The sequence below is a fragment of the Agromyces sp. MMS24-K17 genome, assembly GCF_043950245.1.
GTDB lineage: Bacteria > Actinomycetota > Actinomycetes > Actinomycetales > Microbacteriaceae > Agromyces.
Genome location: NZ_CP171640.1, coordinates 2,235,155 through 2,249,204, shown reverse-complemented (window position 1 = coordinate 2,249,204; position 14,050 = coordinate 2,235,155). Strand labels below are relative to the sequence as shown.

The following is a 14,050-nucleotide window of genomic DNA, read 5'->3' as shown; positions in this document are numbered from 1 at the left end:
CTCTTGGGGTTCCGGACGGTGTCCTCATCCTACCGACGCGTACCCCGAGGCCTGTGCGTTTCCCATGCGACTCGGAGGAAGCGCGGGAACCCCACAGCCTCCGCACGGGCACCGCTCAGGCGGTACCTCCGCCGGCCCCTCAGCCACGGACGCCGACCGGGGTGCCGAGCACCCGCTCGAGGTACGGGTTCTGGAAGACGCCAGCCGGGTCGAGCTCGTCGCGCACGCGCAGGAAGTCGTCGAACCGCGGGTACGCCTCGCGGAGGTCGTCGTCGGTGCGGGCGTGCATCTTGCCCCAGTGCGGGCGCCCGCCGTGGGCGCGCATGATGGCCTCGACCCCGGCGAAGTACTCGGTCGGGTCCTCGCGGAAGTACCGGTGCACGGCGATGTACCCGGTCTCGCGGCCGTAGGCCGTCGACAGCCAGTTCTCGTCGGGAGCTGCGGCCCGCACCTCGATCGGGAAGCCGATGCGCCAGCCGCGGGCGTCGATGAGGGCGCGCACCTCGCGGAGCGCCTCGGGCACCTCGGCGAGCGGGATCGCGTACTCCATCTCGCGGAACCGCACCGACCGGTTCGTCACGAACACCGACGGCGAGGCATCCGTGAACTCGCGGTCGCCGGTCAGCTTGTCGGCCAGGTTCGCGAAGGCGGGCGTGAGCGCCGGGAAGGCGCGGTCGAGGCCGCACACCATCCGGTAGACGCCGTTCGCGAGCAGCTCGTCGTCGATCCAGCGGGAGACGCGGCCGAGCGGACGTCGCTCGGCGTCGCCGGGCAGGCGGGTGTTCGTCTTCGTCAGCGCGGTCGTCGTGTGCGGGAACCAGTAGAACTCGAAGTGGTCCGCGCCGCGGACGCGGTCCATCCAGCCGTCGAGGACCTCCTCGAGGGGCTCGGGCCGCTCGACGGCGTGCAGCAGGAACCGCGGCACGAGCTGGAGCGTGACATCCACCAGCACGCCGAGGGCTCCGAGTCCGAGCCGCACCGCGGGCAGCAACTCGGGCCGCTCGTCGGGCGCGACGCGGATCAGCTCGCCCTCACCGGTGACGAGGCGGGCCGCGACGATCTGGGTCGCGAGGCCGCCGAAGGCCAGGCCGGTGCCGTGCGTGCCGGTCGAGGTCGCACCCGAGATCGTCTGCCGGTCGATGTCGCCCATGTTCTGGAGCGCGAGGCCGTAGGGCTCGAACAGCTCGGGGAGCCGGTGCAGGCGGGTGCCGGCGGCGAGCGCCAGGCGTCCGGCCGAGGCCTCCGAGTCGTCGACGACGCCCGCGAGCCCGGTGAGGTCGAGCTGCACGTCGGGCGCGACGGCGATGCCGGTGAAGCTGTGGCCGGCGCCGACGGGCTTGACCCGCAGGCCCTCGCCCGCCGCGGTCGTGACCGCCTGCCGCACGGCCTCGGCGCTCGTGGGTCGCTCGATGCGCTTCGGCCGCACCTGCTCGGTGCGACCCCAGTTGCGCCAGGCGGCTCCGTTCGTGGTCACAGGAACGCCTTCCCCTCTCCCCGGTAGGTGGGGATCTCGTCGATCACGCGGTCGCCGTCGACGAGGGCGAACGCGTTCAGGTGCTCGGCGAGCTCGCCGGACTTCGTGTGGCGGAACCAGACCCGGTCGCCGGCGCGCATCCGCGTCACGGCGGCGCCGCTCAGCGGCGTCTGCACCTCGCCGGCGGCCTCGCGGGGCTGGTAGTGCAGCCCCTCGGGCCAGACGATGCGCGGCAGCCGGTCGGGCTGCGGCGGGCCGGACGCGATCCACCCGCCGCCGAGCACGGTGCGGTACTCGGGCCCGGGCGACCGCACCACGTCGAGTGCGAACGCGGCGGCGGGCGCGGGCGTGAAGTGGGCGTAGCCGTCGAACAGGTGGCCGCCGAGGATGCCGCTGCCGGCGCCGATCTCGGTCACCGACGGGTCGGCCGAGGTGGCCTCGAGCGATCCCGTGCCGCCGCCGTTGACGAACTCGAGGTCGGCGATGCGGCGCACCGCGGCGACGGCGCTCGCCCGGCGCTCGAGGAGCTCGGGCATCGACCTCCCCTGCATCCACCGGTTGACGGCGCCCTCGACGGGGCGGCCCGCGGGGCGGTTCACGACGCCCGCGATCTGCGCCTCGTACGACATCATGCCGACGAGGCGGAAGCCGGGCCGGGCGAGCACGTACTCGGCGAGCGCGGCCGCCTGCTCGGGCTGGTGCACGGGCGAGCGGCGCACGCCGAGGTGGCCGAGCACGGGCGCCTTCCACGAGGCGTCGAGCTCGAGGCAGACGCGGATCTCCTCGCGCCGCTCGGGCGGCAGCACCGAGTCGACGAGGTCGAGCTGGTCGGGCGAGTCGATCATGAGCGTGATGCGCGAGGCGAGCGCCGTGTCGGTGGCGAGGCGGCGGATGCTGCCGCGTTCCGCGGTCGGGTAGCCCACGACGAGGTCGTCGACGGTGTCGGCCAGCCAGATCGCCTCGGCGAGCGTGTACGCCAGGACGCCGCGGTAGCCGGGCAGGGCGAGCAGCGCCTCGATGACGCCGCGCACGCGGATCGACTTCGACGCGACGCGGATCGGGGTGCCGTTCGCGCGGCGCACGAGGTCGGCGGCGTTGTGCCGGAGCGCGCCGAGGTGGAGGGCGCCGACGGGGGCGTCGAGGTCGGCGGTGGCGCGGGTCATCCCACCCCAGTAGGCGGCGGGGTCGCGCCAGGGCTCGGCCGCGGCCCGCTCGAGGATGCCGGTGCGCGCGCCCGTGGCGGGCCGGGCGAGGTCGAGCGCGCTCATCGGACGCCCCGCACCTTCGCCACGGCCGCGGCGCCGCCGAGCGCGCACAGCGCCGACAGCACGAACACGAGCGTGAACGAGCCGGTCATCAGGACCGCGGCGGCGCCGATCAGCGGGCCGAGGGCCTGCGGCACGGCGGTGGCGATGTTCATGATGCCCAGGTCCTTGCCGCGCGCGGCCGGGTCGGGCAGCACCTGCGTGGCGAGCGCCTGGTCGACCGAGAGGAAGCATCCGTACCCGAGGCCGAGGATGCCGGCCGCGACCATCGCCGCCGTCAGGTCGGGCACGAACGCCAGCAGCAGCGCGGCGACCGCCTGCAGCACCGACGCGACGAGCACGAACGCACGGCGGCGGCCGGTGCGGTCGCTGAGCCGGCCGAGCACGAGCGAGGCGATGATGACGAACACCATGTAGATGGCGGTCAGGACGAGCAGGTCGTCCTCGGCGTGCGCGTCGTCGAGCTGGAACATCAGGAAGTACAGCAGCAGGCTGGTGCCGAGCGCGTTGCCGACCGACACGAGGATGCGGCTCAGCAGCGTCCACCCGAAGTCGGGGTACTGCCGCGGGCTGATCCACAGGCTGCCGAGGATGCCCCTGGCGGTGACGCGGGCGCGCTCGGCGACGGCGAGCGGGCGGTCGGGCCGGGCGAGGAACGGCAGGGCCAGCACGACGAGGGCGACGGCGAGCACCGCGTAGCCGGCCTCCTGGCCGGTGACGAGCATGGTGACCACGACGAGTCCGACGATGATGCCCACCGCCTGCGGCGCCGACATCCACCCGGAGACGAAGCCGCGCTGGTCGACGGGGACCTGGTCGGAGATCGTCGCGGTCAGCGCGGCCGTCATGACGCAGAAGCCGATGGTCGCGGCGACCCAGCAGGCGCCGATCGCGAGGATGTCGTGCTGGAAGCCGAGCGCGACGAGCGAGATCGCGAAGAGCACCGCGCCGACGGCGATCCACGGGCGGCGGCGGCCGAACCGGGAGGTGGTGCGGTCGCTCAGCGCGCCGGTGAGCGGGTAGGCGATGATCGTGGCGACCGCGGCGATGCCGGAGACCACGCCGAAGGCGAGCACGCTGTCGGTCCAGTGCTCGGGGTGCAGCACCGCGTCGATCTGGGCGGGCAGGAGGAGCTGGACGGGCGCGAGCTGGGCCATCCAGATGCCGAACCACGCGGTCGCGAACGCGGCGATCCAGCCGGCGCCCACCTTCCGCACGGGCTCGGCGAACGCGCCGGTCGTCGGGGCGACCTCGGAGCGCTCGGCGTCGACGTCGGTCATGCGGGTTCCGCCATTCTCGAGAGGGCATCGGCGGCCGCGACGACGACCCGGCGGGCCGCCTCCTCGTCGCGGTCGACGAGCCAGGTGGTGGTGAGTCCGTCGGTGAACGCCACGAGGGTGCGCGCGACGTCGCGCACGGGCAGGAGCCAGCGCGCGCCGGCCGCCTGGGCGGCGACCTCGAGCGCCTCGGCGGCGAGTTCGGTGTAGCGCGCGTACTGCATCACGGCGAGCGGGTACCGCTCGGGCGAGCGCAGCGCGTAGAGGGTGAGCTCGAGCATCGCGAGCTCGCGCGCGGGTTCGGCGCGCAGGTGCTCGAGGTAGCGCAGGAGGCCCGCCTCGAGGATGGCGCGCAGGTCCTCGTCGCCGTCGATCGCGTCGGGGACGACGGCCTGCTGCTCGCGGGCCACGACGGTGCGGATGACCTCGTCGATGAGCTCGTCGCGCGACTCGAACGCGTAGTGGAAGCTGGCCAGGCTCATCTCGGCCTCGGCCACGATCGCGCGCGTGGTGGCGTGCGCGATGCCCTCGCGGGCGACCACGCGGATGGCGGCCTCCACGAGCGCGGCACGGCGCTCGGCGGCGGGGATGCGACTCATCGGTGCTCCCTTCGCGCCGTCGCCATCTGGAAGTGGGACATTCGTCCCAGTCGCATCATTATGCACGAACGCCGCTAGCCTCGCATCATGCGCCTCGGAGTCCTCGACGTCGGATCGAACACCGTCCACCTCCTCGTCGTCGACGCCCACCCCGGCGCGCGGCCGATCCCGGCCGCCTCCCACAAGGCCGTGCTGCGGCTCATGCGGTACCTCGAACCCGACGGCTCGATCGGCGAGGCCGGCGTGCAGGGCATCCTCGACGCGATCGGCACCGCCGTGGACGCGGCCCGCGCCGACGGCATCGAGGAGCTCCTCCCCTTCGCGACCTCGGCGATCCGCGAAGCGGCCAACGGCGAGGAGGTGCTCGCCCGCATCACCCGCGAGACCGGCGTCGAGCTCCAGGTGCTCTCGGGCGAGGATGAAGCGCGGCTGACGTTCCTCGCCGTGCGGCGCTGGTACGGCTGGTCGGCCGACCGCATCCTGCTCTTCGACATCGGCGGCGGCTCGCTCGAGATCGCGCAGGGCCTCGACGAGGAGCCCGACGTCGCGCTCTCGGTGCCGCTCGGCGCCGGCCGCTCGACCATCGAGTTCCTGCCCGACGACCCGCCCACCGACGCGCAGGTCGCCCGGCTGCGCGCGCACGCCCGCGAGGTGCTCGCCGACGTCGTGCGCGACTTCCCGCTGAAGCCGCGCGCCGATCACATCGTGGGCTCGTCGAAGACGATCCGCTCGCTCGCCCGTCTCGCCGGCACGGTCGGCGAGGGCCCCGGAGCATCCGAGCGCGCCGTGCTCACGCTGAAGGGCCTCGACGACTGGACCCCGCGCCTGGCTCGCATCCCCGCCGACGCGCGCCCGGCGCTGCCGGGCATCACGACCGACCGCACGTTCCAGATCGTCGCGGGCGCCGTCGTGCTCAGCGAGGCGATGCGGGCGTTCAAGGTGGCCGAGCTCGAGGTGTCGCCCTGGGCGCTGCGCGAGGGGCTGATCCTGCGGCGGCTCGACCACCTGGGCTGAACGCGGGCGCGGGCCGAGTGCGCGGAGCGCCGGCCCGGGTCGGGTCGGCGCCCTACGCCCGGCGCAGGACCTCCGCGGTGACCCGCGCCGAGAAGTACAGGCTCTCGACGGGGATGTGCTCGTCGGCCGTGTGGAACTGGCCGAACACGTCGAACCCGTCGGGCACCCGCAGCGGCACGAACCCGTAGCCGGCGATGCCCAGCCGCGAGAGGTGCTTGTTGTCGGTGCTCGCCGGGAGCAGGTACGGCACGACGACCCCGTCGGGGTCCTCGCCGGCGATCGCGTCCTGTAGCACGCCGACGAGCGGCGCCGCCGGGTCGGCGTCGATCGGCGGGATCCAGCGGCCGAAGTCGACCTCGACGCCCGGGCCGGCGAGCGCGTCGAGCTCGGCCCGCACCTCGTCCACGTGCCCGGGCAGGATGCGCACGTCGAGCGCGGCCTCGGCGAGCGCCGGGATCACGTTCGTCTTCGAGCCCGCCGTGAGCACCGTCGGCGAGACGGTGTCGCGGAGCGACGCGCCGATCAGGTCGCCCGTGAAGCCGAGGGCTGCGAGCTGCTCGTCGATCCGCTCGTCGTCGAAGGCGATACCGGATGCCTCGCCGAAGCGCTCGAGGAGCTCCGCGACCGCGGGCGTCCGCGTCACCGGGAACCGGTGCGCGCCGATCCGGGCGACCGCGCCGGCCACCCGCACCACGGTGTTGTCCGCCGTCGGCCGCGACCCGTGCCCCGGGCGTCCGGTGGCGCGCAGCCCGACCCACGCGACGCCCTTCTCGGCCGTCGCGACGAGGTAGGCCCGACGCGTCTCGCCGAGCGGCACCGAGAACCCGCCGACCTCGCTCAGCGCCTCGGTGGCCCCGGCGAAGACCTCGGGATGGTGCTCGACCACCCAGCGGGCACCCCAGACACCGCCCGCCTCCTCGTCGGCGAAGAACGCGAACACGAGGTCGCGCGCGGGCACCACGCCCTCCTGCCGGAACGCCCGCGCGACCGCCAGGATCACCCCGGCGAAGTTCTTCATGTCGACGGCGCCGCGCCCGTAGAGGAGGCCCTCGTCGATCTCGGCGCCGAACGGCGGGCGGGTCCAGTCCTGGCCGTCGACCGGCACGACGTCGAGGTGCGCGTGCACGACGAGCGCGCCGCGGGCCGGGTCGGCGCCGCGCAGCCGCGCGAACACGTTGCCGCGCCCGGGATGCGACTCGAGGTAGGTCGTCTCGTAGCCGACCTCCTCGAGCGCATCCCGGACGTAGCGGGCGGCACGCGCCTCGCCGTCGCCGACGGTCTCGAGATCGCCGGTGTTCACGCTCTCGATGCGGATCAGGTCCCGGATGAACCGGAGCGCCTCCGCCTCGAGCGCCGAGCCGGCCGGCGGGATGCGTTCGCCCATGCGTCGATCCTCCTCCGCCGGACTAGCCGGCGGCCTTCCACGCGCCGACGAGCGAGTCGAGGCGCGAGTCCGCCCCGAACGTGATGCCGTGCACGGTCTCCTGCGTGCCGAGGATCGAGGTCAGCTCGTGCACCGGCACCTGGTGCACCTGCTCGGCGATGCGGGCCTGCGCCTCGGCGAGCACCTCGTTGCGGGCGGCCGGGTCGGCCGTGGCGGCCTGCTCCTGCAGGAGCGACTCCAGCTCGGGGTCGTCGAGGTGCAGGCGGTTGGTCGCCGCGATCGAGTAGGTGGTCCGCAGCACGTCGCCGTCGGCGCGGGAGAGGTTCTGCCACGACAGGTCGAAGTCGCCGGCCTCCTGCAGCTTCAGGAACTCGGGCACCGCCCCGCCGACGAGGTTCACCTCGACGCCGACGTCCTTCAGCTCCTGCTGGATGAGCTCGAGCGAGGTCTGGTTCGGGCCGAAGTTCGTGATCCAGGCCAGGTCGAGCGAGAGGCGCTGGCCGTCCTTCGCGCGGATGCCGTCGTCGCCCAGCGTCCAGCCGGCGCCGTCGAGCAGGTCGGCGGCCTCCTCGGGGTCGTACGCGTAGGCGTCGCCCTGGTCGGCGAAGCCGGGCGTGGTCGCGGCGAGCGAGCTGGTGGCGACGGCGAAGAGGTCGTTCAGCGCGGTGTCGCGCACGAGCTCGGGGTCGATCGCCGCGGCGATCGCCCGGCGCACGTCGAGGTCGGCCACGATCGGGCGCGACTCGTTGAAGTAGACGCCGAAGGTCGCTCCCGGGTTGCCGCGGGACACGATCGGGAAGCCGCCGTCCTCGATGACCTGCACGTCGTTCGGCTGGACACCGCCGATCACGTCGACCTGCCCCGAGGTGAGGCTGCCGGTGCGCACGCCCGCCTCGGGCACGACCTGGAAGGTGACGGTGTCGAGGTGCGCGGCGCCGTCGTTGCCGAGGGAGGCCGGACCCCAGGCGTAGTCGTCCCGGCGCTCGAGGACGGTCTCGACGTCCTTCGTGTACTCGCCCAGCGTGAACGGCCCGCTGCCGACGACGGCCTTCCCGTCGGCGCGCTGCTCGAACGGCGTCGCGCGAGTGGACTCCGCGACGATGCCGAGCGACACGGTCGCGGCCCCGGCCGGGAAGGCGGCGTTCGGGGTGGCGAAGTGCACCTCGACGGTGTCCTCGTCGACCACGACGGTCTCCTCGTACCCGATGAGGAGGGGCGCGCCGGGGCTCTGCGCCCCCGCGGCGATGACGTCGTCGAGCGTGCCCTTGACGTCCTCGGGCGTGAACGGCGTGCCGTCGGAGAAGGTCACGTCGTCGCGGAGGTCGAACGTGAAGACCGTCGCGTCGGCGTTGCTCGACCAGTCGGTGGCGAGCCACGGCTCGAGGCCGCCGGTCTCCGGGTCCTGGTACAGCAGCGAGTCGACGAGCTGGCGGGTGACGTACAGCGTGTCGTTGCCGGAACCGGTGCCCGACGGGTTCAGCGAGACCGGGTCGTTGCCGATGGCGAAGACGAGGTCGCCGCCCTCGGTGACGGCGTCGGTGGTCGGGGCGGCGGCCTCGTCGGCACCGGCGCAGCCGGCGAGGACGAGGGCCGCGGCCGCCGTGGCGGCCGCGAGCGCGGCGGGACGGAGGAAGGACATGCGGTGCTCCTGGTGGGATGGGCGGGCCGGACGGCCCGGGTCGGATGGTGGTCGGTGGGAGTGGTGGTGATGGTCGCGGCGGGTCGGCGGAGCCGTCAGGCCGGGGCCGTCCCGGTCCGCGCGGAACGCCCGGGGATCGCGTCGAGCAGCTCGCGGGTGTACGCGTCGCGCGGAGCGCGGAAGACCTCGACGGTCTCCCCCGCCTCGACGACGCGGCCGGTGCGCATGACGGCGACCTCGTGGGCGATCCGGCGCACGACCGCCAGGTCGTGCGAGATGAACAGGTAGCTCACGCCGAACTCGGCCTGGATGTCGGCGAGCAGCGTGAGCACCTGGTCCTGGATCGACACGTCGAGCGCGGAGACCGGCTCGTCGAGCACGAGCAGCTCGGGCGCGACCGTGAGCGCCCGGGCGATCGCGACCCGCTGGCGCTGCCCGCCCGAGAGCTCCGCCGGACGTCGCCCGAGCACCGTGCGCGGCAGCGCGACGACGTCGATGAGCTCGGCGACCCGCCGTCGGCGGTCGGCGCGGGTGCCGAGGCCGAAGGCCTCGAGCGGGTCGGCGACGATCCGCTCGATCGGCAGGCGGGGGTTGAGCGAGGCGTACGGATTCTGGTGCACGAGCTGCGCGCGCCGCCGGAACTGCCGCAGCGCGCCACCCCGCAGGCCGGTGATGTCGACGCCGTCGAACTCGATGCGCCCCTCGGTCGGGTCAGCGAGCCGCAGCGCGAGGCGCGCCGTCGTCGACTTCCCCGACCCGGACTCCCCCACGAGCGCGAGGGTGCGGCCGCGCGGGATCGCGAAGCTCACCCCGTCGACGGCGCGCTGCACGCCGCCGCCGGCCGCGCGTGCGACCGGGAAGTCCTTGACCAGCCCGTGCGCCGACAGCACGCTCGGGCCGCCGGGGGCGAACCCGCCGTCGCCGGTCGGCCGCTCGCCGAACGGGTCACCGGGGCGGCCGGTCACCACGACGGCCGGCCGGACCCGCGGCGGGGCATCCGGGGCATCCGCCTCGTCGACCGACTCGGCCGTGGCATCCGCCCGCCGTCCGTCGAGGCTCGGCGCGGCCCGGATCAGGGCGCGGGTGTACGGATGCGTCGGGGCGCCGAGCACCTCGGCCGGCGTGCCCGACTCGACGACCTCGCCCTGCGACATCACGACGATGCGGTCGGCGCGATCGGCGGCGACGCCGAGGTCGTGGGTGATGAGCAGCACGCTCGTGCCGAGCTCCTGCTTCAGGCGGTCGATGCGGTCGAGGATGTGGCGCTGCACGGTCACGTCGAGCGCGCTCGTGGGCTCGTCGGCGATGAGCAGGGCCGGGCGCGCGATGATCGCGATCGCGATGAGGACGCGCTGGCGCATCCCGCCCGAGAGCTCGTGCGGGTACCTCGCGGCGGTGGCCTCCGGCTCGGGCAGGCCGGCCTCGGCGAGCGCGTCGACGGCGCGCAGCGCGGCGGTGCGGCGGTCTGCGAGCCCGTGGATGCGCAGCACCTCGGCGACCTGGTCGCCGACGCGACGCACCGGGTTGAGGCTGACCGTCGGGTCCTGCGGCACGAACCCGATCGACCGGCCGCGGATGCCCCGCAGCTCCGCCCGGCCGGCCCTCGCCAGGTCGCGGCCGCGGAATCGGACGGCCCCGCCGGCGATCGAGGCGGATGCGGGCAGGAGTTGCACGATCGCGTGCGCGGTCGTCGACTTGCCCGACCCGGACTCACCGACGATCGCGACCGTCTCGCCCGCGGCCACCTCGAGGGAGGCCTCGCGGACGCCGTCGATGACGCCGCCGTCGGCGGTGCGGTAGCGGACGGCGAGCCGGTCGATGACCAGCAGCGGCTCGGTGCCATCGGCGGCCCGGGGCGTGGCATCGGTGGCGGGCGTGGCATCGGCGGCGCTCATCGGGTGCGCCTCCCTTCGACGTCGAGGGCTCGCGAGACCCGGTTGGCGGACAGCACGGTGACGACGATCACGAGGCCGGGGAGCGTCGTGAGCCACCACGCGGTGCGGAGGTAGTCGCGTCCGCCCGACACCAGCGCGCCCCACTCGGGCGTCGGCGGCTGGGCGCCGTACCCGAGGAACGACAGCGCCGAGACCGCGAGGATGGCGCCCGCGAACTCCAGCACCGCGAGCACGAGGACCGGGCCGACGGAGTTCGGCAGCACGTGGTGGAACAGGGTGCGGCCCCAGCGGTTGCCCGCGGCTCGGGCCGCATCCACGAAGAGCGAGGTGCGCACCCGCAGCACCTCCGACCGCGAGATGCGCGACACGGTCGCGATGCCGGCGAAGCCGACCGCGACGGCGACGTTCACCGTGCCGAAGCCGAGGGCGGTGACGATCGCGAGCGACAGGAGCAGCGCGGGGATCGCGAGCAGCACGTCGGCGAGCCGCATCACGGCGTCGTCGACCCAGCGGCCGACGAACCCGGCGACGAGGCCCAGCAGGGTGCCGAACACGAGGCCGACGGTCACGGCGATGGCCGCGGCCGAGACCGTCAGCGAGGCGCCGTGCACGACCCGGGTGTAGAGGTCGCGCCCGAGTTGGTCGGTACCGAACCAGTGCGCGGCCGACGGGGCCTGCAGCCGGTCGGCCGGCACGCCGTCGAGGGGGTCGCCGGGGGCGAGCACCCACGGCGCGACCGCCGCGACGACCACGAGCAGCAGCCAGACGACGGCGACGACGAGGGTGGGCCGGCGCAGCACCCACGCCACGCGGTGGCCGGCGCGACGCGCCGCGCCGGCGGAGCGGCTGCGGACCGCGTCGGCGAACCGGGCACCGGCGGTCGCGGCGAAGACGTCCTGCGACTGCTCGTGGCGCTCGGGGACGAGCGCGGTGGTGTCGCTCATGCGGCCTCCCCCGTCGCGACGGGCGCGAGCGCCGGCGTGGCTGCGGCGCGGCGTCGCCGGACCTGGCGCGCTCCGAGGATGCGCGGATCGAGTGCGGGGTACACCAGGTCGACGGCGAGGTTCGCGACCACGAACGCGGTCGCGGCGAACAGCACCACGCCCTGCACGACGGGCACGTCCTGCTGCTGCACGGCGCTCGCGGTGACCCGGCCGATGCCGGGCCGCGAGAACACGGTCTCGGTCACCACGGTGCCCGACAGCAGTTGCCCGACGATCAGGCCCGTGACGGTGAGCGCCGGCAACGCGGCGTTCTTCAGCGCGTGGCCGAGGTGCACGCGGGCACGCGTGGCGCCCTTCGCCCACGCGGTGTCGACGTACGGCTCGGCGAGGGTCGAGGCGATGCCCTTCGAGAGGAGCTGGGCGATCATCGCACCGGTCGGCACGGCGAGCGTGATCGCCGGGAGCACGATCGACGCGAACCCGCGGTCGCCGACCGCCGGGAACACCGGGATCGTGAACGAGAACCACTGGAGGAGCATGAGCCCGAGCCAGAACGCGGGCACGGCGACGCCGAGCGGCGGCAGGCCGAGCAGCACGTTCGCGAGCCAGCGGTGCCGGGTGAGGTTCGCGGCGATCGCGAGCCCCGCACCGAACACGAGCGCGAGCAGGAGCGCCGCCCCCGAGATCGCGAGCGTCGGCGGCAGGGCCTCGCCGATGATCTCCGACACCGGGCGCCCGTTCACGAGCGAGGTGCCCAGGTCGCCGCGCAGCACGGCCGCGAGCTGGTCGAGGTACTGCACGACCAGCGGCCGGTCGAGGCCGTACTGGGCGCGGAGCGCGTCGAGCTGCTCCGGGCTGAGGTCGTTCGCGTCGGCGCCGGCCAGCAGCGACACCGGGTCGCCGGGCAGCGCGTAGAGCACGAGGAACGAGACCGTGTAGGCCGCCCACAGCACGCCGACGGCCTGCAGCAGGCGCACCCCCGTGTAGCGCAGCATCAGGCGGGCCATCCGTCCGCCTCGAGGCGGCGGACGATGCGGCGGAACGCGACGCGCACGCGGCGCTCGCTCAGGCCGCCGGTGGGCGCCCCCCGGCGGGCGGCGGTCGTGCCGCGGCGGCCGGCGGGCTCGGCGACGGCCGGTTCCGGGGCGACGACCGGGAGCACGACGTCGGAGCACGCCGCCGCGGCCGCGAGCACGGCGGGCGCCCAGTGGGCGCTCATCCCGAACGCGGGCAGCAGGTCAGCGCTGCGCATCGTCGCCACCGCCCTGCGGTCGCGCGGCCGGGGCTGGCGCGGCGCCGGGCGTCCAGCCCAGCTCCGGTGCGATGCGCGTGACCACGTCGTCGAGGATCTGCCGGTAGTCGTCGATCGAGAACTCGTAGGGCAGCTCGAGCCGCAGGTCGGTCACGTCGGCCACGACGGGGTCGGCGAGCAGCTGCTCGAGGATCTGCTCCGAGCTGCCGACGAGGTCGGGGGCGAAGCGGATGCCTCGCTCCCCGTGCGGCGCCAGGGTGCGCTCGTGGCGGCTCGCCCGGTAGTCCTCGTACCGTGCGCGCGTCGCCCGGTCGGCGCCGTCGGTCGGCACGATGACGCGGCCGAGCGCCACCCGCGGCCCGCCGTCGCCGCGGAAGCTGCGTCGGTACTGCTCGAGCACGCGCGACTGCACGCCCGCGAAGGAGGACGCGCCCTCGGGGTCGCCCGTGACGATGTTGCCCGTCAGCAGGCCCAGTCCGTGCTCGCCGGCCCAGGCGGCGGAGGCGGGCGACCCCGCGCCGTACCAGACCCGCCCGCGCAGGCCCGGGCTGTAGGGCTGGAGCCGGGGACGCTGGACGTTGCCCGGCGAGTGGATCACCGTGTCGGGCCCGCCGAGGTACGCGCCCTCGAGGTTGCCGAGCAGCCGCTCGATGCGGGCGTAGGAGAAGTCCTGGCCGGTCCAGTCGCCGTCGAACACGCGCTCGCCGATGAGCTCGACGTGCGGCGGGCGGCCGGCACTCACGCCGACCTCGAGGCGTCCGCCCGACAGCACGTCGGCGGTCGAGAGGTCCTCGGCGAGGCGGAACGGGCTCTCGTAGCCGATCGGGATCACGCCGACGCCGAGGCGGATGCGCGAGGTGCGCTGCGACGCGGCGGCGAGGAACACCGCCGCCGACGAGACGCCGTGCTCGAGGTGCCGCTGGCGCACCCACGCGCCGTCGAAGCCGAGGCGCTCGCCGTACTCGAACAGGCGCAGCGTCTCCTCGAGGCCGACCTCGGGCCGGTCGTCGTCGTAGTTGCCCGGCGTGAGGAAGGCGATGGTGCGCAGCCGCGGGCGGCGCTCGCCCGCGGCGGTGGTGTCCGCGCCGGGGGCGGTCTCCCTCGTCGGGAGGGTGTCGGTGGTCGACGTCACGGGGTACCTCGCTTCGGTCGTTGGGCGTCTGCGCCCACTGTCGGGGGTTCCCGACAGGGCCGCCAAGCCGTGTCGCGAAGCGTGACCCCACGTGAACGACGGTTGCGACGCAGGTCGCGGGATGACGTCGCCGGCGTCTCCACGGAGACGCTCCGTGACGCCCGCGCCGACCGGT

Annotated in this window: 12 protein-coding genes; 1 reads left to right on the top strand and 11 read right to left on the bottom strand. The window is 74.6% G+C overall.

Going from position 1 to position 14,050, the window contains the following annotated elements; genetic code table 11:
- Positions 1-139: 139 nt before the first annotated feature.
- The 4 genes from ACGGZK_RS10265 to ACGGZK_RS10250 are packed head-to-tail and all read right to left on the bottom strand — an operon-like array spanning position 140 to position 4,615.
- Complete coding sequence (locus tag ACGGZK_RS10265) at positions 140-1,474, bottom strand: D-arabinono-1,4-lactone oxidase (protein WP_395242568.1); 1,335 nt, start codon at positions 1,472-1,474, stop codon at positions 140-142.
- Complete coding sequence (locus tag ACGGZK_RS10260; RefSeq protein ID WP_395242567.1) at positions 1,471-2,742, bottom strand: alanine racemase; 1,272 nt, start codon at positions 2,740-2,742, stop codon at positions 1,471-1,473. Before ACGGZK_RS10260 ends, ACGGZK_RS10265 begins: the two co-directional genes overlap by 4 nt.
- Complete coding sequence (locus tag ACGGZK_RS10255; RefSeq protein WP_395242566.1) at positions 2,739-4,019, bottom strand: MFS transporter; 1,281 nt, start codon at positions 4,017-4,019, stop codon at positions 2,739-2,741. Before ACGGZK_RS10255 ends, ACGGZK_RS10260 begins: the two co-directional genes overlap by 4 nt.
- Entirely contained in the window at positions 4,016-4,615 is a 600-nt protein-coding gene (locus tag ACGGZK_RS10250; protein ID WP_395242565.1) for a TetR/AcrR family transcriptional regulator, read from the bottom strand. The genes ACGGZK_RS10255 and ACGGZK_RS10250 overlap by 4 nt, the downstream gene beginning before the upstream one ends.
- An 87-nt stretch (positions 4,616-4,702) precedes the next feature.
- Here ACGGZK_RS10250 and ACGGZK_RS10245 point away from each other — a divergent pair, with 87 nt between their 5' ends.
- Positions 4,703-5,629, top strand: a complete 927-nt coding sequence (locus ACGGZK_RS10245) for a Ppx/GppA phosphatase family protein (RefSeq protein ID WP_395242564.1) — start codon at positions 4,703-4,705, stop codon at positions 5,627-5,629.
- A 52-nt stretch (positions 5,630-5,681) separates the two neighbouring features.
- Here the strand turns inward: ACGGZK_RS10245 and ACGGZK_RS10240 are convergent, their stop codons facing one another.
- From ACGGZK_RS10240 to ACGGZK_RS10210, 7 genes are all read right to left on the bottom strand, one after another.
- Positions 5,682-7,013: a M20/M25/M40 family metallo-hydrolase gene (locus ACGGZK_RS10240; protein WP_395242563.1), complete on the bottom strand. Its 1,332-nt coding sequence runs from the start codon at positions 7,011-7,013 to the stop codon at positions 5,682-5,684.
- Positions 7,014-7,035: 22 nt separating this feature from the next.
- Positions 7,036-8,652 carry an ABC transporter substrate-binding protein gene (locus ACGGZK_RS10235; protein ID WP_395242562.1) on the bottom strand — a complete coding sequence of 539 codons (1,617 nt, stop codon included), beginning with the start codon at positions 8,650-8,652 and terminating at the stop codon, positions 7,036-7,038.
- A 95-nt stretch (positions 8,653-8,747) separates the two neighbouring features.
- Entirely contained in the window at positions 8,748-10,547 is a 1,800-nt protein-coding gene (locus ACGGZK_RS10230) for a dipeptide ABC transporter ATP-binding protein (protein WP_395242561.1), read from the bottom strand.
- A complete protein-coding gene (locus ACGGZK_RS10225) occupies positions 10,544-11,491 on the bottom strand; it encodes an ABC transporter permease (protein ID WP_395242560.1) in 948 nt (315 codons plus the stop codon). The genes ACGGZK_RS10230 and ACGGZK_RS10225 overlap by 4 nt, the downstream gene beginning before the upstream one ends.
- On the bottom strand, positions 11,488-12,498 hold the full coding sequence (locus ACGGZK_RS10220) for an ABC transporter permease (RefSeq protein WP_395242559.1): 1,011 nt from the start codon (positions 12,496-12,498) through the stop codon (positions 11,488-11,490). Before ACGGZK_RS10220 ends, ACGGZK_RS10225 begins: the two co-directional genes overlap by 4 nt.
- Positions 12,486-12,743, bottom strand: a complete 258-nt coding sequence (locus ACGGZK_RS10215; protein ID WP_395242558.1) for a hypothetical protein — start codon at positions 12,741-12,743, stop codon at positions 12,486-12,488. The genes ACGGZK_RS10220 and ACGGZK_RS10215 overlap by 13 nt, the downstream gene beginning before the upstream one ends.
- A complete protein-coding gene (locus ACGGZK_RS10210; RefSeq protein ID WP_395242557.1) occupies positions 12,730-13,875 on the bottom strand; it encodes an LLM class flavin-dependent oxidoreductase in 1,146 nt (381 codons plus the stop codon). Before ACGGZK_RS10210 ends, ACGGZK_RS10215 begins: the two co-directional genes overlap by 14 nt.
- Positions 13,876-14,050 lie beyond the last annotated feature (175 nt).

Excerpts from the sequence above, each read along its gene's own strand:
- ACGGZK_RS10225 (WP_395242560.1), bottom strand. The coding sequence starts at position 11,491 with ATGAGCGACACCACCGCGCTCGTCCCCGAGCGCCACGAGCAGTCGCAG.
- ACGGZK_RS10230 (WP_395242561.1), bottom strand. The coding sequence starts at position 10,547 with ATGAGCGCCGCCGATGCCACGCCCGCCACCGATGCCACGCCCCGGGCC.
- ACGGZK_RS10245 (WP_395242564.1), top strand. The coding sequence starts at position 4,703 with ATGCGCCTCGGAGTCCTCGACGTCGGATCGAACACCGTCCACCTCCTC.
- ACGGZK_RS10260 (WP_395242567.1), bottom strand. The coding sequence starts at position 2,742 with ATGAGCGCGCTCGACCTCGCCCGGCCCGCCACGGGCGCGCGCACCGGC.
- ACGGZK_RS10250 (WP_395242565.1), bottom strand. The coding sequence starts at position 4,615 with ATGAGTCGCATCCCCGCCGCCGAGCGCCGTGCCGCGCTCGTGGAGGCC.
- ACGGZK_RS10215 (WP_395242558.1), bottom strand. The coding sequence starts at position 12,743 with ATGCGCAGCGCTGACCTGCTGCCCGCGTTCGGGATGAGCGCCCACTGG.
- ACGGZK_RS10255 (WP_395242566.1), bottom strand. The coding sequence starts at position 4,019 with ATGACCGACGTCGACGCCGAGCGCTCCGAGGTCGCCCCGACGACCGGC.
- ACGGZK_RS10220 (WP_395242559.1), bottom strand. The coding sequence starts at position 12,498 with ATGGCCCGCCTGATGCTGCGCTACACGGGGGTGCGCCTGCTGCAGGCC.
- ACGGZK_RS10240 (WP_395242563.1), bottom strand. The coding sequence starts at position 7,013 with ATGGGCGAACGCATCCCGCCGGCCGGCTCGGCGCTCGAGGCGGAGGCG.
- ACGGZK_RS10235 (WP_395242562.1), bottom strand. The coding sequence starts at position 8,652 with ATGTCCTTCCTCCGTCCCGCCGCGCTCGCGGCCGCCACGGCGGCCGCG.